The sequence below is a fragment of the Corallococcus carmarthensis genome, from assembly GCF_003611695.1.
GTDB classification, from domain to species: domain Bacteria; phylum Myxococcota; class Myxococcia; order Myxococcales; family Myxococcaceae; genus Corallococcus; species Corallococcus carmarthensis.
Genome location: NZ_RAWE01000031.1, coordinates 1 through 18,413 on the forward strand (window position 1 = coordinate 1; position 18,413 = coordinate 18,413).

Genomic DNA, 18,413 nt, shown 5'->3' on the forward strand with positions numbered 1-18,413 from the left:
TTTTCCGGTGGCAATGTCGGAGGGGTCACACCCGTTCCCATCCCGAACACGGAAGTTAAGCCCTCCAGAGCCGATGGTACTCCGCGGGAAACCGCGTGGGAGAGTAGGTCGCTGCCGGATTCTTTTTTGAAAGCCCCTGGTGCCGCAAGGCGCCAGGGGCTTTGTCTTTGCGGGCTTGTTTCCCGCCTGCCGCCTCCTGGCTTGAGCGCTGAATCGTGCTCGCCGGAGGGCTCATGGCCCCCAGGCTCGTGGGTTGATCTGGCCTGGTGAACGGTGGCCCTGAGCTCGCTTGGCGGGCGCTGGGACCGTCTTGTGAAGGCGGGTGGGTCAGTTTTGGGGCAAGGAGGGGCCAAGTTCTCGGATTCCTTGGGGAATCGCGTCATCGTGGATGTTTGACCGCCGTTCTCACTGGATCTAGAGTCTCTGCTCCCCCCGGTCTGCGCACCGCCTGCCGCGGTCCGTACTCGCCGGCGCCGGGCAGCCCCGCGAGATGAAGAAGCCGACCTTCTTTGGGAAGTACCTGCTCCTCGAGCGCGTCAACGTCGGCGGAATGGCCGAGGTCTTCATTGCGAAGGCCTTTGGCGTCGAAGGCTTCGAGCGCATCCTCGCCATCAAGAAGATCCTCCCGACGATGGCGGAGGACGACGAGTTCATCACGATGTTCATCGATGAGGCGCGGATCAGCGTTCAGCTGAACCACGCCAACATCGTGCACATCCACGAGCTCGGGAAGCACGAGGACGCGTACTTCATCGCCATGGAGTACGTGGCGGGCCGTGACGTCCGCACGCTCCTGGAGCGCTACCGTCGCCGCAAGGAGATCATGCCCACCGCACAGGCGGTGTTCATCGTCTCCAAGATGTGTGAGGGCCTGGACTACGCCCACCGCAAGAAGGACGCGCGCGGCCAGGACCTGCACATCATCCACCGCGACGTGTCTCCGCAGAACATCCTCGTCTCGTACGAAGGCGAGGTGAAGATCATCGACTTTGGCATCGCCAAGGCCGCCAACCGTTCGCAGAAGACGCAGGCCGGCATTCTCAAGGGGAAGTTCGGCTACATGAGCCCGGAGCAGGTCCGGGGCATGCCCATCGACCGGCGCAGCGACATCTTCGCGGTCGGCGTGCTGCTCTACGAGATGCTCACGGGCGAGAAGCTCTTCGTGGGCGAGTCGGACTTCTCCACGCTGGAGAAGGTGCGCAACGCGGACATCCCGCTGCCGCGCGAGTTCAATCCGAACATCTCTTCGGGCCTGGAGAAGGTCGTCCTCAAGGCGCTCGCGCGCGAGCCCGAGGACCGCTACCAGTGGGCGTCGGACCTCCAGGAAGACCTGATGCGCTTCCTCCTCGCTGGGGACGCCATCTACTCGTCGAAGCACCTGTCCGGCTTCATGAAGGAGGCCTTCGCCGAGGACATGCTCCGCGAGGCGGAGAAGATGGAGCGCTACGCCTCCGTCGAGCGTCCGGACCAGATCGAGCATTCGGGAGTGACGGTTCCTCCTCCTCCGGCCGCGCCGCCCCGTGCGACCGCGCAGAAGAAGTCTCCCGCGCCTTCGGCCTCCGGCTCTCCCGTGGGCCGCGCCTCCACGGCGCCCGCCCAGCCCGCGCCTGGCTACATCCCGCCGCCGTCCGCTGAAGAACTGGCGGAGATGGATGGCGCCGCGGACAAGACGCAGATCGTCGACTCCACGCACACGTTCCGCGCTCCGGAGACGCGGATCGCGGACAGCAGCGTCGTCGTGGATGACAGCATCACCGGCCGTTCGGCGAACCCCATCGACCGGGCCGGGCACCACACCAGCGCCTCTCCCTATGCCCAGGAGGACGGCGCTCGCGGCAAGGGCAAGAGCGGTCCCAAGTCCCAGGTCATCATCGGGGACGAGGGCGGCGAGGCCTATGCCGGCGCGACCATGATTGGCCCGGCGCCGACGGCGCCGCCTTCGCGCTCGCGCGGTGGTTCGGCGGCACCGGTGCTGGAGCCCGAGGAAGAGGAGACCACTGGCAACATCACCGTTCCGGTGGGCTCCCGTCACAATGGCCTGCGTCCCCAGGCGGCTGAGGCGGACGACCCGGACGGCGCCTACGACGACCAGGGCGACGAGTACGATCGCGACGGTCAGGAGGACTACGGAGACGAAGGGCATGACGGCGAAGAGCCGCCCTACGACGACGAGGCCGACGGCCCGGCGACCATCCCCCAGAAGGCTTCCAAGATGGCGAAGCCGGCCCCGGCCGCCAAGGTCGAGGCCAAGGCCAAGGCGAAGCCCCCCGCCGGACCGAAGAAGCCGCTGCCCAAGCCCGCCATCATCGGCATGGCCGCGGGCGTGGCCCTGCTGCTCATCGTGGGCGTGGTCTTCGTGGTCCGTGGGGCGTCCACGGGCTCCGTGAACTTCGTCGCGCCCGTGGGCGCCACCGTCCTCGTGGATGGTGAGCCCGTGAACGCCAACCAGGTCATCGAGCTCTCCGCCGGGCTCCACAACGTGACCGCCTCGGCGCCGGGCTACCAGCCCGTGACGCAGCAGATCGAGGTCACCGCCGGGCAGGCCGCGGCCCCCATCCTCCTCAGCCTGAAGTCGGATGCTCCGCCTCCGAAGCCTCCGGAGCCCAAGCCTCCTGAGACCAAGGAGCCGACTCCCACGCCGCCGCCAGTGGTGGAAAACACGCCGCCGCCCACGACGCCGGAGCCGCCTCCGGAGAAGCCCGTCGAGCCGCCCGCGCCCAAGACGTTCACCGCGCTGTTCGAAGGGCAGGAGGGCGCGGAGATCACCGTCGACGGCAAGTCCCTGGGCAAGCTGCCCGGGGCGAAGCTCGGCGACCTGGAGATGGGCAAGAAGTACACCTTCACGGCGAAGCGCACCGGCTTCAAGCCGTTCTCCGGCGACTTCTCGTCCAACGGGGACACCGAAGTGCGGGTCTCCGTGGACATGGTGGCCGAAGCTCCGCCGCCTGAGCCGAAGCCGAAGCCCCCGCCTCCGGAGCCGAAGCCCAAGCCTCCGCCCGTGGCCACGACGCCCACGCCGAAGCCTCCGTCCACCCCGAAGCCCACCGCCGCTGCCGCGATGGGCAAGTTCGCCTGCAGCACGTCGCCGGCGGGCGCTCAAATCTGGGTGGATGGGAAGAACACGGGGCGCGTGACCCCTGTGCCGCTGGGCAATCCGCTGACGCTGCCGGTGGGCAAGCGCAAGGTCGTCTTCAAGCTCAACGGGAAGTCGACCAAGCCACAGGTGGTGGCCGTTGAGGCGGAAGGCGTGGCCAAGCTCATCAACGTCAAAGTGGAATGAACGGACGCACTGCGCCATGGGGCATCTTGTGCCCCTGGCGATTGTTGAGCAGGGATGTCGGGGGGCAGGCTATGACGCCTCGCCCACGACGCTCCTTACGTTGAGGTGATGTGTCCATGAGCACGATGTCCACTCGAGGCAAGCCCGACGCTGGCCCCGCGCAGCAGCCTTTCACCTATCCCCTCCGCAAGGAGTTCGTGGAGCCCGACTGGCGGCGCATCCCCGGCTACAAGGACGTCACCGAGGCCGAGTGGGAGAGTTCGGTGTGGCAGCGCAAGCACACCGTCAAGAACCTGCGCGAGCTGCGGGCGACGCTCGGAGCGCTGCTGCCGGACGACCTGGCCGTGAGCATGGAGTTGGACCAGAAGGAGCGGGCGACGATGTCCATCCTCGTCCCGCCCCAGATGCTCAACACCATGAACCTGGAGGACCTGTGGAGCGACCCGGTCCGCAGGTACATGTTGCCGGCGCTCGCCGACCGCCGCACGGACTGGGCCAACCACCCGCGCGCCAGCCGTGACAGCCTCCACGAGGCGGACATGTGGGTCGTCGAAGGCCTGACGCACCGCTATCCGACGAAGGTGCTGGCGGAGATGCTGCCCACGTGCCCGCAGTACTGCGGCCACTGCACGCGCATGGACCTGGTGGGCAACGACGTCCCGCAGGTGTCCAAGCACAAGTTCGCGACGGGGCAGAAGGAGCGCTATGAGCAGATGTTGGACTACCTGCGCCGCACGCCCACCGTGCGCGACGTGGTGGTGTCCGGCGGCGACATCGCGAACCTGCCCATCCAGGCGCTGGAGCCGTTCGTCAGCGCGCTGATGGACATCCCGAACATCCGCGACATCCGCCTGGCGTCCAAGGGGCTCATGGCGCTGCCGCAGCACTTCCTCCAGGACAGCGTCCTGGCGGGCCTGGACCGGCTGGCGAAGAAGGCCGTGGAGCGCGGCGTGGACCTGGCGCTGCACACGCACGTCAACCACGCGCAGCAGCTCACGCCGCTGGTGGGCAAGGCCGTGCGCAAGCTGCTCGACATGGGCTTCCGCGACGTGCGCAACCAGGGCGTGCTGCTGCGGGGCGTGAACGACAGTCCCAAGGCGCTGCTGGACCTGTGCTTCACGCTGCTCGACCACGCGAAGATCCTGCCGTACTACTTCTACATGTGCGACATGATCCCCAACAGCGAGCACTGGCGGCTGTCGGTGGCGCAGGCACAGAAGCTCCAGCACGACATCATGGGCTACATGCCAGGCTTCGCCACGCCGCGCATCGTCTGCGACGTGCCGTTCGTGGGGAAGCGGTGGATCCACCAGGTGGCGGAGTACGACCGCGAGCGCGGCATCTCCTACTGGACCAAGAACTACCGCACGAGCGTGGAAGCGAACGACCCCGGCGCACTTGATCGGAAGTACGAGTACTACGATCCCATCGACACGCTGCCGGAGTCCGGCCAGGCGTGGTGGCGGGAGCAGCCCAAGGCCGCGTGATGGATTCCTCCGCGGGCGCGACGGCGCCCATGTCGTCTCCCCGTCCCTCGCTCAGTGCCGAGGGCCGGGCCCGGTTGTTCCCCTCCGTGACCGACGCGGAGTGGACGGACTGGCGCTGGCAGCAGCGTCACTCGGTGCGCAACCTGGAGCAGCTGGAGCGCTACGTGCGCCTGACCGCGGAAGAGCGCGCCGGGGTGCAGGAGACGTCCTCGCTGTTCCGGATTGGCATCAGCCCGTACTACCTGTCCCTCATCGATCCGGAGCACGCGTCGTGCCCGGTGCGCATGCAGTCGATTCCCGTGCGCGCGGAGGCACGGGTGCGGCCCGGGGAGCTGGAGGATCCGCTCGGCGAGGACAAGACGCGCCCCGAGGAGTGCATCGTCCACAAGTATCCGGACCGGGTGCTGTTCCTGGCCCTCGATACGTGCTCGGTCTACTGCCGCCACTGCACGCGGCGGCGCATCACCAAGGGCGGCGAGGCGGAGCTCACCAAGGATCAGATGCGCCGGGGCATCGACTACGTGCGCAACCACCCGGAGGTGCGCGATGTGCTCATCTCCGGAGGCGATCCGTTCCTCCTGAGCGAGGAGCGGCTGGAGTCACTGCTCGCGCCGCTGAGCGAGATTCCGCACGTGGAGATGATCCGCATCGGGACGCGCGTGCCGGTGGTGCTGCCCATGCGCGTCACCGATTCGCTGGCGCGCCTGCTGCGCCGGTACGCGCCCGTCTACGTCATCACCCACTTCAACCACCCGAAGGAAGTGACGCCCGAGGCCCGTGAGGCGTGCGAGCGGCTGGTGGATCATGGCGTGCCGGTGGAGAACCAGGCCGTGCTGATGCGGCAGCTCAACTCGGATGCGCGCATCATCAAGGAGCTGTCGCATGTGCTCCTGCGCAGCCGCGTACGCCCGTACTACCTGCACCAGATGGACGTCGCGGAAGGGTGCGAGCACCTGCGCACGCCCATCGCCAAGGGGCTGGAGATCCTCCAGCAGCTTCGCGGGCACACCAGCGGGCTCGCGGTGCCGCACCTCGCGGTGGACCTGCCGGGTGGGGGAGGGAAGGTCACCCTCCAGCCTGACTACGTCATCGAGCGGGGCGAGCGGGAGACCCTGTTCCGCAACTACAAGGGCCAGACCTACGCCTACCCGGAGCCGGAGGAGACCGACTGCTCCTGCCCGTACGACGAGGTGTGGCAGGCGCGGTCGCGGGAGCTGGGTTCCAGAAGCCGCTGACCGCGGGACTACTTGCCGCGGCGCGAGGACTTGGACGACTTCCGGCCGCCGGACTTCGTCGGCGTACCCGCGGCTTCGCCAATCTCCACGACCGGCGCGCTGGGCGCGGTCGGCGCGGTCTCCAGGCTGCTGTCGACGTCGACGACGGGCTCCGCGCCCTCCTCGGACTCCAGCTCCACGGGGTCCGCGTCGCTGAAGCCCTGCTGGATGTGGACCTCGCCGTCGCCCTTGCGCTTCTTCGCCTCGGCTTCCTTGTCGGCCTTGGCCTTGTCGTCGAGCCGCTTGGCCTCGTTGGCGACGCGCTGGTTGTCTTCAGGCGTCATCCGGGCCGTGAAGGTCGCGTAGTCCTTCGCGGAGACGCCGTGCTTCTCCATGACCTTGGCGGATTCCTTCTGCTGGTCGCGGATGGACTGGCCTCGCTCCGCGTTGCTCATCTCCGAAGGTTTCCGGTTGCCGAAATCGGCGTTCACCTTCGCCTGGGCCGCGGCCTCATCGCGCTGGATGGCCGCCACCTTCTCCGGCGTCAGGCCTTCCTCCTCCGCCGCGAGGGCAGGGGTCGCCAGCACGAGCGACGAGACCGCGAGCATCAACGAGAGACGGGGGTTCATGGGGAGGCTCCTCAATCCGGCCCATCATAGGCACGGAGTCAGAGCCGACGCATGGCCGGTTCTTCAGGGCGCCTGACACCGCGTGCAGCCGTCGCCCGCGCCCGCGCACTGCTCGCGGGCCCTGGCGCAGCGCGGCGGGAGGTCATCCCGGTCCGCTTGCTGTTCCACGAGGCCGCAGAGCTCTTCCGCCGTGGCGCACGTCTTCGCGGAGACGTCGCACTGCTGCGCGCACGTCAGGTCGTCACCCTGCTCGCGGGCCCGGAGCTCGTCGAGGCGGGCCTCGATGCCGTCGAGGGTCGCGTCGTCATCCCCGGCCACCCGGGTGTCCACGTGCTTCGCGCAGCCCGCCAGCGCGATTCCTGCCGTGAGGAGGGCCAGCCATGACCGGGTCGCTCGCATGGTCCTACCCATATGCGCCCGCTCGTGGCCGCGTCCAGTCAGCGGCGTTCGGGGGAGCGCATGCGGCGCTCGGGGCGGGGCTCGGGTTCCGGCGGACGGCTCCAGTAGAGCCAGGCCGTGAGCGCCAGGAGCGCGGCCACCGCCAGCCTCCGCAGCCATTCCTCCCGCGCCCTTCCAGGGGATTCCGCGTCGGCTTCCGCGGCCCGGGCCAGCGCGGTCTCAACCTCCGGTCCCAGCTCATGCATCCGACGGCACAGCCACGCCACGGGCGCGAGCGGCACCGGCACGGGCGCGGTGTCCTTCTCCACGGCCACGGCCAGCATCCGCTCCCAGGCAGTGGCTTCCTCCTGGCTTTCAGGAGGCCTTGTGGACAGCCCCAGCTGACGGGCCAGGGCGACCGCGGAACGGAGCAGGAGCGCCGAGAAGGCGTTGCTGGAGATCCCGTACCAGGCCGTGCACTCCGGCAGCGGGCGGCGCTCCACGAGCCGGCGGATGAGCACGGCCGCCGTGCGGGGCTCCAGCTCGCGCAGGGCCGCGACGAGGGTCTCGGGGGACAGGCGGGCGGCATCGGGGACAGAGGCGGTCACGGGGCTCCATTCTGCGGCATCCGCCTGGGGTTTTCGCGGGCTCCTGCCGTTGGCGTGCCCCGCCGCCTGGCCGATTTCTTGAGGCGGATCGCCCCGCCCCTAGACTGTTGGACCATGTTGCAACGTGTGGCACTGCTGCTGCTCCTGCTCGCGTCGTCGCGGGCGTTCGCCGTGGAGACGATGCGCATTGCCATGGACGACCCCGGCGAAGAGGTCCGCGTGAGCGGCCGGGGCCTGGGCTTCGGACCCGATGCCGAGGACAGCAGCTTCGTCGCCATCAACGCCGGGCAGGCCACCGTGCGCCGCCGCAACGGCAAGCTGGAGGTCAACGGGGCGCCTGTCATCGGGGACGCCATCCGCTTTCGCGGCGGCATGGAGGCCACCGACGCGGGCGGTCCCGGCAACGAGCCCCTCAAGGCGGGCAACGCGCAGGTGCGCGGCGACGTCGTCGTGCGCCTCTTCAAGAGCAGCCTCCAGCTCATCAACGTCATCCCCCTGGAGGACTACCTCGCGGCGGTGCTCGGCAGCGAGATGCCCGTGTCCTTTCCCCTGGAGGCCCTCAAGGCCCAGGCAGTGGCCGCCCGGACGTACGCGCTGCAGAAGAAGCTGGACGCGTATGGGGCCGCCTTCCACATGGGCAGCAGCGTGCTCCATCAGGTGTACGGCGGCGTCAACCGCGAGGACGCCAAGACGCGCGCCGCCGTGGAGGCCACGCGCGGCGAGGTGCTCACGTACGACCTGGCCCCCATCGAGGCGTATTTTCATGCCTCCTGTGGCGGGCACACCGAGTCCGGCCAGGACGCCCTCCAGCGGAACCTGCCATACCTGCAGCCCGTCGACTGCCCCTGCGGCAAGCTGCCCGCCAGCCGCTGGTCCGCGACCCTCCCCGAAGCGGAGCTGCGCAAGGCGCTGAAGTCCTCGCCGGACGGCATGCGCGTCACCGGCCGCACGCCCACGCACCGGGTGACCCGCGTGACGCTGGCGGATGGCACCGTGGTGGACGGCGTGCAGTTCCGCCGCAAGCTGGGCTACACGCGCCTCAAGAGCCTGGACTTCGACGTGGAAGCCTCCGGCAAGAACTACGTGTTCACCGGACGTGGCTTCGGCCACGGGGCGGGGCTGTGCCAGTGGGGCGCCAAGGCCTTCGCCGACCAGGGCAAGACGTACCGGGAAATCCTTTCCCACTACTACCCGGGCGCCGAGTTCCAGCAGCTCTACTGACGCCCTCGCCGGTTCCGTGAGGGCGCGGGGGCTGCTACAAGCGCCAACCCCGTGTCGTCCCTCCTCTCCGACTACGATTTCGAGCTCCCCGAGGCGCAGATCGCCCAGGCCCCCCTGGCCCACCGGGACGCGTCGCGCCTGATGGTCGTCAGCCGCGCCACCGGCGCCTGGAGCCACCAGCACTTCACCGACCTCTCGGACCTGCTGCGTGAAGGCGACCTGCTCGTCCTCAACGACGCGCGCGTCATCCCCGCGCGCCTGCTGGGCCAGAAGAGCGGCACCGGTGGCCGCGTGGAGCTGCTGGTCGTCCGGCCCGCCGCCACGGCCACGCTCACCTCCGCCGCGCTCGGTGGGGCGCCTGAATCACTCGAGTGGGTGTGCCTGGGCCAGGCGTCCAAGGGGCTCAAGCCCGGCCAGTCCGTCACCTTCGCCGGAGGCCTGTCCGCCGAAATCCTGGAGGCCCTGGGGGGAGGGGAGTACCGGGTGCGCTTCCACGCGGCCCCGGGCGCCTCGCTCGCCAGCCTCCTGGACGCGGCCGGCCGCCTGCCGCTGCCTCCGTACATCACCCGTGAGCCTGGCGCCGCGGACGCCGAGCGCTACCAGACGGTGTACGCCCGCGCTTCCGGCGCCGTGGCCGCGCCCACCGCGGGCCTGCACTTCACGCAAGACGTGTTCGCGAAGCTCGCGGCGAAGGGCGTGCGGCGAGCGGAGGTGACGCTCGACGTGGGGCCCGGCACCTTCCTGCCCGTGCGCGAGGAGGTGCTGGACAAGCACCACATGCACCCGGAGCGCTTCACCGTGCCCGAGGCCACCGCCGCCGCCGTGAACGCCGCGAAGGCGGAAGGGCGCCGCGTGGTCGCCGTGGGCACCACCGTGGTGCGCACGCTGGAGTCCGCCACGGACAAGGACACGGGCAAGCTCAAGAGCGGCCCGGGCGAGACGGCGATGTTCATCCGGCCCGGCTATGTCTTCCGCCAGGTGGACGTGCTCCTCACGAACTTCCACCTGCCGCGCTCCACCCTGGTGATGCTGGTGAGCGCGCTCCTGGGCCGGGAGCGCACGCTCGCCGCGTACCAGGAGGCCGTGCGCGCGGGCTACCGGTTCTTCAGTTACGGCGATGCCATGTTGGTGAAGGAGTGAGTGCCGTGGTCGACGAGCAGCGCAAGGAGAAGGGCGATACCCGCGTGCCCCCGGGGCTGGTGCGCTTCGAGCTGTTGCACGAGGACACCAGCGGCACCAAGGCGCGCCGCGGCCGGCTGCACACGCCGCATGGCCCCATTGAAACGCCCATCTTCATGCCGGTGGGCACGGTGGGCAGCGTCAAGGGCGTGGGCCCGGACGACCTCGCCACCCTGGACGCGCAGATCATCCTGGGCAACACCTACCACCTGATGCTCCGCCCCGGAGAGCCGCTCATCGGGGAGATGGGCGGCCTGCACCGCTTCATCTCCTGGGACCGGCCCATGCTCACCGACAGCGGCGGCTTCCAGGTGTTCAGCCTGTCGGAGAAGCGCAAGATCACGGAGGAGGGCGCCGCGTTCCAGTCGCACCTGGACGGGTCGCGGCACTCGCTGTCGCCGGAGCGCTCCATCGAGATCCAGGAGACGCTGGGCGCGGACGTCATCATGGCGTTCGACGAGTGCCCCCCGTCCACCGAGGACCGGGCCTACCTGGAGAAGTCCCTGGCGCGCACCACGCGCTGGCTGCACCGGTGCGTGAAGGCGTGGAGCCGCGAGCGCTCGTCGCTCTTCGGCATCGTGCAGGGCGGCCTCCACGAGGACCTGCGCAAGCGCCACGCGGAGGAGATCTGCGCGGTGGACCTGCCCGGCTACGCGCTGGGGGGCTACTCCGTGGGCGAGGCGCCCGAGGCGATGCACGCGGGCGTGGCCTTCTCGGCGCCGCTGCTGCCCCGGGACAAGCCGCGCTACCTGATGGGCGTGGGCACGCCGCTGGACCTGGTGACGTGCGTGGAGCAGGGCGTGGACATGTTCGACTGCGTGCTGCCCACGCGGTGCGCGCGCAATGGCCTGCTCTTCACCTCGGAGGGCAAGCTGGTCATCCGCAACGCGGCCTACGCCAAGGACCCGCGCCCGGTGGACCCGGCGTGCTCCTGCTACACCTGCCGCACGTTCAGCCGGTCCTACCTGCGGCACCTCTTCGCCGCGGGGGAAATCCTGGCGATGCGGCTCAACACGCTGCACAACCTTCACTACTTCCTGGACCTGATGGCCCAGGTGCGCCGCGCCATCGCCGAGGACCGCTTCGCCACGTTCGCCCGGGAGTTCCGGGCCAAGGCCGTGGCGCAGGAGGCCGAACGCAAAGGCGGTCGGTGAGCGGGCAAAGGGATTGCCGCGCTTCCGGCGTTCACTTGCTCACATGGGGCGCCCTTGCTAAGAGGCCACCCTTTCGGATGTTTTGCCCCCACCCATACGCCGGGTCGGGGCCGCTTTCCCGAGTCCTCCCTTTCGAACGACGAGGCAGTTCGTGGCTGACAGTTTCCTGATTCTCGCGCAGGCCGGGGCCGGTTCCCCCCTGGGGACCTTCGGCTTCCTCGCCGTGCTGGTGGCCATCATGTACTTCGTGATGATCCGCCCCCAGCAGAAGCAGCTCAAGGAGCACCGCAACCTGCTCGCGGGGCTGAAGAAGGGCGATGACGTCGTGACGTCCGGCGGCATCCTCGGGCGCATCCACCAGGTGGACGACTCCACCGTGACGCTGGAAATCGCCAGCGGGGTGCGCGTGCGCGTGCTCAAGACGGCTGTCAGTGCGAAGGGTACCGTTCCGGTGGCGGGCGCCCCGGCGGCGGCCCCCGCTGAGAAGAAGGAGGAGAAGTAATGGACCGCGGCTGGTGGTGGAAGTTCGGAATGATTGTCGCGGTGACGCTGGGAACGATCTGGTTCCTCGTCCCGACGTACTACTCGCTGGTGGTGTTGGACCGCGCCGAGCGCAACAACATCGCCGTGCTGGAGCAGCGGCTGCCCAAGTGGGCGCCCCCCGCCCGGTACCGCCTCAACCTGGGGCTGGACCTGCAGGGCGGCATCCACATGGTGATGCGGGTGGACACCAAGACGGCCCTGCAGAAGCGCACCGAGCGCCGCGGGACGCAGATCGCCACCTACGTCAACGACAAGAAGCTGGGCGAGGTGACGGCGGACACGGATCCGGAGCGGCTGCAGCTGACGCTGACCGCGAAGGACCCGGCGACCATGGACGCCATCCAGAAGGAGGTCCTGGCCACCTTCACGGACTTCTCCCTGGAGTCCCGCAACGGCGGCACGCTGGTGCTCAAGCCGGACGAGGGCCAGGTGAACCGCTTCCGCGATGAGGCCGTGGACCAGGCGATGCTCGTCATCCGCCGCCGCATCGACAAGTGGGGCGTGGCGGAAGTGGACGTGCGCAAGCTGGGCACGGACTCCATCCAGATCTCGCTGCCCGGCCGCAGCAACCCGGAGCAGGCCAAGGAGCTGGTGGGCACCACCGCGCAGCTGGAGTTCCGGATGGTGGACGACACCAACCCCCAGGTGTTCGCGCAGATGTTCCAGCAGAACCCGCCCCCGGCGGAGAGTAAGATCACCCTGGTGGAGGACGAGGGCTTCCCGCAGCTGTCCTCGCCCAACCGCGAGGCCCTGCTGGCGTACGCGAAGGACAAGACGCCGGAAGGCCGCGACGTCGTCACCGAGTGCGTGGCGAACCCGGTGAAGAAGAACGACTGCATCGCGTACCGCAGCTACCTCTTGGACAAGAACGTTCCGCTCACGGGTGAGAGCCTGGCGGGCGCGGACGCGTCCGTCAGCCAGATGAACGAGCCGGAGGTGAACATCGCGTTCGACCCGGCCGGTTCTCGCGAGTTCGAGAAGCTCACCGAGGCCGCCGTGGGCCGCCGGATGGCCATCGTGCTGGACGACAACGTGCACACCGCCCCGCGCATCAACGAGAAGATTGGCGGCGGCCGCGCGCGCATCACCATGGGCCGCGCCAGCGGGCGCAGCTTCGAGGAGTGGCTGGGCGAGGCGCAGACGCTGGCGCTGGTGCTCAAGGCCGGTGCGCTGCCCGCGCCGGTGACGGTGGGCGAAATCCGTCAGGTGGGCGCGACGCTGGGCGACGAGCTCATCAAGAAGGGCAGCCTGGCCGCGCTGGTGGGCCTGGCGCTCGTCGTCGTCTTCATGGCCATCTACTACCGCAAGTCCGGCCTCATCGCGGACGTGGCGCTCCTGCTCAACGGCCTGCTCATCCTGGCGGGTCTGGCGTTCTTCAACGCCACGCTGACCCTGCCGGGCATCGCGGGCTTCGTGCTCACGCTGGGCATCGCGGTGGATGCGAACGTGCTCATCAACGAGCGCATCCGCGAGGAGCTGTCCCACGGCAAGTCCGCGCGCGCCGCGGTGGACCAGGGCTACGACCGCGCCTTCTGGACCATCTTCGACGCGCACGTGACGACGCTCATCGCGGGCTTCATCCTGTTCTTCACGGGAACGGGTCCGGTCCGCGGCTTCGCCACCACGCTCATCGTGGGCCTCCTGGCGTCGCTGTTCACGTCCATCGTCGTGACGCGCGTCATCACGACCTACTTCGTCCACGGCCGTAACGCGCAGTCGGTGTCCGTCTAACCGGCCCCCCACAGGCGCCACGGGAAATCCGCCATGCAGATTCTCAAGCACAAGACGAACATCGACTTCATTGGAAAGCGCAAGCCGGCGCTCTTCATCTCCACGATCATCAATCTGGCCATCATCGTCGGCATCGCCGCGGTGGGGTTCAACTTCGGCGTGGACTTCGCCGGCGGCACGGTGGTGGAGCTGAAGTACAACACGCCCACCACCGCGGAGCAGGTGCGTGAGAAGGCCCAGGCGGGCGGTCTGCACGACGTCAGCGTCCAGGGCGTGGGCGCGGCCGAGGAGAACTCCTTCCTCCTGCGCATGGGCGGCGTCACGCAGCTCACGGAGGAGAACGCCGAGCGCGCCAAGACGGCCATCCAGGGCCTGGGCGAGACGCGCAACGTCTACGCCGACATGGCGAACGGCATCGTGAACTTCCGCTCCACGCAGCCCATGTCCGCGGAGGCGGTGAAGAAGGCCGTCGAGGGCGCGGGCATCGGCGTGCAGGAAGTGCGCGACCTGGGCGCGAACCAGGGCGGCAGCGGCTACGACTACCAGGTCGTGGCGAGCGGCATGGCGGACAAGGTGTTCACCGCGTTGAGCGCGGGCCTGGACAAGCCCAACTTCGAGCAGCGCCGCGTGGACTACGTGGGCCCGCAGGTGGGCAAGCAGCTGCGCAACCGCGGCATCATGGCGCTGGTGTATTCCATGATCGCCATCCTCATCTACGTGGCGTTCCGCTTCGACTTCAAGTTCGGCCCGGGCGCGCTGCTCGCCATGGTCCACGACGTCATCATGGTGGCTGGCTACTACCTGGTGAGCCGGCGCGAGTTCAACCTCACGTCCATCGCCGCGCTGCTCACCATCGTGGGCTACTCGGTGAACGACACCATCGTCATCTACGACCGCATCCGTGAGGACATGGTGAAGTACAAGGGCAAGCCGCTGGCGGAGGTCATCAACATCGCCGTCAACGACACGCTGGGCCGCACCATCCTCACCTCCGGCGTGACGGCGCTGTCGCTCATCGGTCTGCTCATCTTCGGCGTGGGCGAAATCTTCGACTTCGCCATGGCGATGCTGGTGGGCATCCTCGTGGGCACGTACTCGTCCGTGTACATCGCCAGCCCGGTGGTCATCTGGTTGGAGGAGCGCGCGCACTCCCGCGAGGGCCACTCCGGCGGCGCCAAGCAGGAGCCGAAGGCGGCCTGAGCCGGCCCCAGGCCGTCAGGTGATTTGAAGCAACGAGGGCCCTCCTCCCATTCGTGGGAGCGAGGGCCCTTCGCTTTAGAAGCGCGCGCCCAGCGTGAGTGACGCGTCCATGAGGCCACCGCCCGCGTCGTCCGTGCTGGTGGCGTCCGCGAAGTCCTGGTCGATGAGGACGCGGTACGTGCCTCTCACGCCAGCGGTGAGGCCGCCGGTGTTGAACTCCAGGCCCACCGCGAGCGGGATCTCCTCCATCAGGTCGCTGTCGTAGAGCCCCGCGCCCGCGCCGCGCACGTCCACGTAGGACAGGCCCAGGCCCACGCCCGCGAAGGGACGCACCGCGGTGAGGAAGGGCGGCGACACCTTCACGAGCGCGCTGCCGCCGTTGCGCACCAGCGAGGGCGCGTCGAAGAGGCGCGTGTCGCTCACCTTGTTCTGAGAGCCCTCGTAGCCGACCTCGAAGCCGAGGAAGGTGGTGGGCTGGAGGTTGAGCGTCAGGCCCCACAGCGGGCCGGTGCTGGACAGGTCGCCCAGGTCGCCGGTGAAGTCACCGATGCCGCCGCGCAGGAACACGTTCACGTCGCCCTGCTTCTTCTGCGCGAGCGCGGGCCCGGCGCACAACACGACGGCCATCAGGGCACCGCCCTGGAGATACCTGCGAAGCATGCGGACCTCCCTGTCCACGGGTGTGCAATCAAGCTGGGCACCGCGTACCCGCCGTGCAGGTTCACAGCAGGGAAGCAGCCGAGCGTACGTCTGAACACGCGTGCAGGAGGGTGGTGTGAGCAGGCGGGTTGGACTGCCTTGGTCGGACGTCTGAGGTACTGTCCTTCACCATGCGGTGGTTGCTTCCAGACGTCGTCGAGCAGGAGGTCGGTTCACTCGCGGGTGAGCTGTCGCTGCACCCGTTGGCGGCGAGGGTGCTGCTGCATCGCGGCTACCGCACGCCGGAGGCGGCCTCGGCCTTCCTGTCGGACCGGTTGGCGGACCTGCCGGACCCGTTCCGCATGAAGGGCATGGGCCCCGCGGTGGAGCGCGTGCTGCGCGCGGTGCGGCTCAAGGAGAAGGTGACGCTCTACGGGGACTACGACGTGGACGGCGTGTCCTCCACGTCGCTCATGTACCTGTTCCTCAAGGAGCTGGGCGCTCCCCCCGCCACGTACATCCCGCACCGGTTGGACGAGGGCTACGGCGTCAACCTGGCCGCGGTGGAGCGCATCGCGCAGGACGGCACGCGCCTGCTGGTGACGCTGGATTGCGGCATCACCTCCGTGGCGGAGATTGCCCGCGCGAAGGAGCTGGGCCTGGACGTCGTGGTGGTGGACCACCACACGGTGCCGCCCACGCTGCCGCCCGCCACGGCGGTGCTCAACCCGCACCAGCCCGGCTGCGAGTACCCCACGAAGGTGCTGTGCGCCGCGGGCGTGGCCTTCAACCTGTGCATGGGCCTGCGCAAGCGGCTGCGCGACGACGGCTTCTTCGCCACGCGCAAGGAGCCCAACCTCAAGGCGCTGATGGACCTGGTGGCGCTGGCCACCGTGGCGGATGTGGTGCCGCTCACCGGCGCCAACCGCATCCTCGTGGCGCACGGCCTCCAGGAGCTGTCCCAGGGCCGCCGCCCCGGCATCCGCGCGCTGAAGGAGGTGGCCGGCATGGAGCCGGACGCGTCCGTCACCGCGGGGCAGGTGGGCTTCCGCCTGGGGCCCCGCATCAACGCCGCGGGCCGCCTGCATGACGCTTCGCTGGGCCTGCAGCTGCTCTGCGCGGACTCCGTGGAGACGGCGCGCTCGCTGGCGCAGGTGCTGGACCGCGCGAACGCGGAGCGGCAGGGCATCGAGAGCGGCATCCTCACGCAGGCGCTGGCGCAGGCGGAGGAGCACAAGGACTCGCGTGGGCTGGTGCTCTACGACGAGGGCTGGCACCCGGGCGTCATCGGCATCGTGGCGTCGCGCGTGGTGGAGCGCTACCACCGGCCCACGGTGATGGTGGGCGTGAAGGACGGGGTGGGGAAGGGCTCGGCGCGCAGCATCGAGGCGTTCCACCTGTACGACGCGCTCACCGGCTGCTCGGACCTGCTCATGCGCTACGGCGGGCACAAGCACGCCGCCGGCCTCACCGTGGACGCGAAGCAGCTGCCCGCCTTCCGCGAGGCCTTCGCCCGGATTGCCCTCCAGCGCCTGACGCCCGAGGACCTGATTCCGCGCTGCCGCGTGGACGCGGTGGTGAACCCCCGCGACCTGGACGCGACGGCGGTGGAGTCCCTGCAGAAGCTGGGGCCCTTCGGCCAGGGCAACCCGGAGCCGGTGCTGGTGCTGCGCGGCCAGCAGGCCCGGCCGCGCGTGCTGCCCGCGAAGTCCGGTGTGCCCGGCGCGGGGCACCTCAAGCTCGCGCTCGTGGACGCACCGGAGCTGGACGCCATCGGCTTCGGCATGGCGGACCGCGTGTCGCTGGTGGAGGGGCCGGTGGACCTGGCCTTCCAGGCCGGCTTCGACACCTTCCGGGGCCAGCGCAAGCTGTCCCTGCGCCTCAAGGACGTGCGTCAGGCCGCCTGACGCCGTCCCCGGGGTTCCCGCCCTACGCGAGCCCCCAGCGCACCCGGCCCGGCGACATCAGCGCGCCGGCCCGCGCCAGCTCGTTGAGGCGGAAGCGCTCCGCCTGACGCTCGAAGGCGGTGCGGCAGCCCTCCGAACAGAAGAAGTACCGGCGCTTCTTGTACTCCGACGAGGGATGGCCCTCCGGGGCCTCCAGGTGCCTGCCGCACACCGGATCCCAGTGCCGGGTGTTGCCCTGTTCCTGTTCCTGTCCGCCGTTCATCTTCCACCTCCAGCCAACGCCCCTGACTCCCCCACCCGGCGCGAATGAAAGCAGGGGGCGTGCCAGCGTTCAATCTCCTTGGAAGGCCAAGCAGCGCGGCCCTGTCCGGTACCTGAAGGGGGAAAAAGTTCAGCCCCCGCCATCCCTTCCCAGTGGGGAAGGGCGCGGGGGCCGAAGGGACGTCCGGGGCTGCCTGTTAGAAGCCGACGCCGGCGCTGCCACCCAGGAAGAAGTCGTTGGCGTAGCCGCGCCGGAAGCCCATGGCCTCCAGGCGGAAGGTGAGGTTCAGCGTGCGCGACAGGGCGGGCCGGCCGCGGATGCCCAGGCCGTACTGGATGACGGGCTTGAGGCCGTTCACCTTGGTCTCGTCCTCGCCAATGGTGATGCCGGTGTTCTGGTACGCGAGTCCGCCACCGGCCTGAAGGAACAGACCGAAGGGCGAGTCGCCGAAGCGGAACAACCAGGCGGGTGCGAGCGTGAAGTAGTGAAGCCGCGTGTCCCCCTTGATGAAATCCGTGCCGTCACTGAGGCTGCCGTAGATCCAGCGCAGGTCCGCGAAGAGGGCCTCGCGCAGGGTGTCGTTCTCCGTGAAGAGCGAGCGGCCGAACTCCCAGGTGGCGCGCACGCCCAGGCCAGGCTTGTTGTCGGAGAAGTCACCGCGGGCGCTGTCCACCATCAACAGGCCGGCGACCAGCTCCACCGCGACGCCCAGGTTGGGGTCGTCCAGGCGGGACATGCGCTGGAAGCCTTCGTTGTTGTCGGTCTCCGCGGCTTCGCGGAACTCGTCCGTCTCATCCACCAGCTTGCGGCGGCGGTCGTACGCGTCGTCGTCTTCCTTCTGGGACTTCTCCTGGGCGCGTTCGGCTTCCTGCTCCGGGTAGGCGTAGGGGTCGTCGTCGTCCGCGCTCTGGGCGAAGGCGGCAGGGGTGATGAGCAGGCTGCCAGCGAGGCAGGCCTTGAGCCAGGTGTTCAAGGGAGCGG

The 18,413-nt window shown here is 69.2% G+C and carries 16 protein-coding genes and 1 rRNA gene; 11 read left to right on the plus strand and 6 right to left on the minus strand.

The features are described from left to right. Window positions 1–3: 3 nt before the first annotated feature. The 4 genes from rrf (at window position 4) to D7X32_RS11595 (ending at window position 6,002) form a co-directional block, all read left to right on the plus strand. Window positions 4–120 (plus strand): 5S ribosomal RNA (gene rrf / locus D7X32_RS11580). A 370-nt stretch (window positions 121–490) separates the two neighbouring features. Next, window positions 491–3,280, plus strand: coding sequence for a serine/threonine-protein kinase (locus D7X32_RS11585; RefSeq protein ID WP_120602589.1), 2,790 nt, complete (start codon window positions 491–493; stop codon window positions 3,278–3,280). 116 nt (window positions 3,281–3,396) lie between these two features. Beyond that, the gene (locus D7X32_RS11590; RefSeq protein ID WP_120602630.1) at window positions 3,397–4,767 is read left to right on the plus strand and encodes a KamA family radical SAM protein; all 1,371 of its coding nucleotides are present in this window, start codon (window positions 3,397–3,399) and stop codon (window positions 4,765–4,767) included. After that, on the plus strand, window positions 4,767–6,002 hold the full coding sequence (locus tag D7X32_RS11595; RefSeq protein WP_120602631.1) for a KamA family radical SAM protein: 1,236 nt from the start codon (window positions 4,767–4,769) through the stop codon (window positions 6,000–6,002). Before D7X32_RS11590 ends, D7X32_RS11595 begins: the two co-directional genes overlap by 1 nt. Before the next feature lie 8 nt (window positions 6,003–6,010). Here D7X32_RS11595 and D7X32_RS11600 read toward each other — a convergent pair whose 3' ends face one another. The 3 genes from D7X32_RS11600 to D7X32_RS11610 form a co-directional block, all read right to left on the minus strand. Beyond that, window positions 6,011–6,610 (minus strand): hypothetical protein, encoded by a 600-nt coding sequence (locus D7X32_RS11600; RefSeq protein ID WP_120602590.1) that lies wholly within the window; start codon window positions 6,608–6,610, stop codon window positions 6,011–6,013. Between the two features lie 63 nt (window positions 6,611–6,673). Beyond that, the gene (locus tag D7X32_RS11605; protein WP_244238969.1) at window positions 6,674–7,009 is read right to left on the minus strand and encodes a hypothetical protein; all 336 of its coding nucleotides are present in this window, start codon (window positions 7,007–7,009) and stop codon (window positions 6,674–6,676) included. A gap of 38 nt (window positions 7,010–7,047) precedes the next feature. Continuing rightward, window positions 7,048–7,596 carry a hypothetical protein gene (locus D7X32_RS11610; protein ID WP_120602592.1) on the minus strand — a complete coding sequence of 183 codons (549 nt, stop codon included), beginning with the start codon at window positions 7,594–7,596 and terminating at the stop codon, window positions 7,048–7,050. A gap of 114 nt (window positions 7,597–7,710) precedes the next feature. Between D7X32_RS11610 and D7X32_RS11615 the strand changes: the two genes are divergently transcribed. From D7X32_RS11615 to secF, 6 genes are all read left to right on the plus strand, one after another. Next, on the plus strand, window positions 7,711–8,817 hold the full coding sequence (locus tag D7X32_RS11615; RefSeq protein ID WP_120602593.1) for a SpoIID/LytB domain-containing protein: 1,107 nt from the start codon (window positions 7,711–7,713) through the stop codon (window positions 8,815–8,817). A gap of 51 nt (window positions 8,818–8,868) precedes the next feature. Beyond that, window positions 8,869–9,957: a tRNA preQ1(34) S-adenosylmethionine ribosyltransferase-isomerase QueA gene (gene queA, locus D7X32_RS11620; protein ID WP_120602594.1), complete on the plus strand. Its 1,089-nt coding sequence runs from the start codon at window positions 8,869–8,871 to the stop codon at window positions 9,955–9,957. A 56-nt stretch (window positions 9,958–10,013) separates the two neighbouring features. Further along, on the plus strand, window positions 10,014–11,150 hold the full coding sequence (gene tgt, locus D7X32_RS11625; protein ID WP_439328996.1) for a tRNA guanosine(34) transglycosylase Tgt: 1,137 nt from the start codon (window positions 10,014–10,016) through the stop codon (window positions 11,148–11,150). 151 nt (window positions 11,151–11,301) lie between these two features. After that, window positions 11,302–11,652, plus strand: coding sequence for a preprotein translocase subunit YajC (yajC, locus tag D7X32_RS11630; protein ID WP_120558798.1), 351 nt, complete (start codon window positions 11,302–11,304; stop codon window positions 11,650–11,652). After that, a complete protein-coding gene (gene secD, locus D7X32_RS11635) occupies window positions 11,652–13,424 on the plus strand; it encodes a protein translocase subunit SecD (RefSeq protein ID WP_120602596.1) in 1,773 nt (590 codons plus the stop codon). Before yajC ends, secD begins: the two co-directional genes overlap by 1 nt. Window positions 13,425–13,457: 33 nt before the next feature. After that, window positions 13,458–14,624: a protein translocase subunit SecF gene (gene secF, locus D7X32_RS11640; protein ID WP_120602597.1), complete on the plus strand. Its 1,167-nt coding sequence runs from the start codon at window positions 13,458–13,460 to the stop codon at window positions 14,622–14,624. A gap of 75 nt (window positions 14,625–14,699) precedes the next feature. Here secF and D7X32_RS11645 read toward each other — a convergent pair whose 3' ends face one another. After that, window positions 14,700–15,284, minus strand: a complete 585-nt coding sequence (locus D7X32_RS11645) for an outer membrane beta-barrel protein (protein WP_120602598.1) — start codon at window positions 15,282–15,284, stop codon at window positions 14,700–14,702. Between the two features lie 170 nt (window positions 15,285–15,454). On the opposite strand from D7X32_RS11645, the gene recJ reads away from it, so the two are divergent. Next, entirely contained in the window at window positions 15,455–17,170 is a 1,716-nt protein-coding gene (recJ, locus tag D7X32_RS11650) for a single-stranded-DNA-specific exonuclease RecJ (protein ID WP_120602632.1), read from the plus strand. 22 nt (window positions 17,171–17,192) lie between these two features. On the opposite strand, the gene D7X32_RS11655 is transcribed toward recJ, so the two are convergent. Both D7X32_RS11655 and D7X32_RS11660 read right to left on the minus strand, forming a co-directional pair. Continuing rightward, on the minus strand, window positions 17,193–17,432 hold the full coding sequence (locus tag D7X32_RS11655) for a YHS domain-containing protein (RefSeq protein WP_120524508.1): 240 nt from the start codon (window positions 17,430–17,432) through the stop codon (window positions 17,193–17,195). Window positions 17,433–17,628: 196 nt separating this feature from the next. After that, window positions 17,629–18,405 (minus strand): hypothetical protein, encoded by a 777-nt coding sequence (locus D7X32_RS11660; RefSeq protein ID WP_120602599.1) that lies wholly within the window; start codon window positions 18,403–18,405, stop codon window positions 17,629–17,631. Window positions 18,406–18,413 lie beyond the last annotated feature (8 nt).

Bases quoted from the DNA above. Each gene is read 5' to 3' on its own strand.
- D7X32_RS11590 (WP_120602630.1), top strand. From the start codon at position 3,397: ATGAGCACGATGTCCACTCGAGGCAAGCCCGACGCTGGCCCCGCGCAG.
- D7X32_RS11605 (WP_244238969.1), bottom strand. From the start codon at position 7,009: ATGCGAGCGACCCGGTCATGGCTGGCCCTCCTCACGGCAGGAATCGCG.
- D7X32_RS11615 (WP_120602593.1), top strand. From the start codon at position 7,711: ATGTTGCAACGTGTGGCACTGCTGCTGCTCCTGCTCGCGTCGTCGCGG.
- secF (WP_120602597.1), top strand. From the start codon at position 13,458: ATGCAGATTCTCAAGCACAAGACGAACATCGACTTCATTGGAAAGCGC.
- D7X32_RS11595 (WP_120602631.1), top strand. From the start codon at position 4,767: ATGGATTCCTCCGCGGGCGCGACGGCGCCCATGTCGTCTCCCCGTCCC.
- D7X32_RS11585 (WP_120602589.1), top strand. From the start codon at position 491: ATGAAGAAGCCGACCTTCTTTGGGAAGTACCTGCTCCTCGAGCGCGTC.
- D7X32_RS11655 (WP_120524508.1), bottom strand. From the start codon at position 17,432: ATGAACGGCGGACAGGAACAGGAACAGGGCAACACCCGGCACTGGGAT.
- D7X32_RS11600 (WP_120602590.1), bottom strand. From the start codon at position 6,610: ATGAACCCCCGTCTCTCGTTGATGCTCGCGGTCTCGTCGCTCGTGCTG.
- recJ (WP_120602632.1), top strand. From the start codon at position 15,455: ATGCGGTGGTTGCTTCCAGACGTCGTCGAGCAGGAGGTCGGTTCACTC.
- secD (WP_120602596.1), top strand. From the start codon at position 11,652: ATGGACCGCGGCTGGTGGTGGAAGTTCGGAATGATTGTCGCGGTGACG.
- D7X32_RS11645 (WP_120602598.1), bottom strand. From the start codon at position 15,284: ATGCTTCGCAGGTATCTCCAGGGCGGTGCCCTGATGGCCGTCGTGTTG.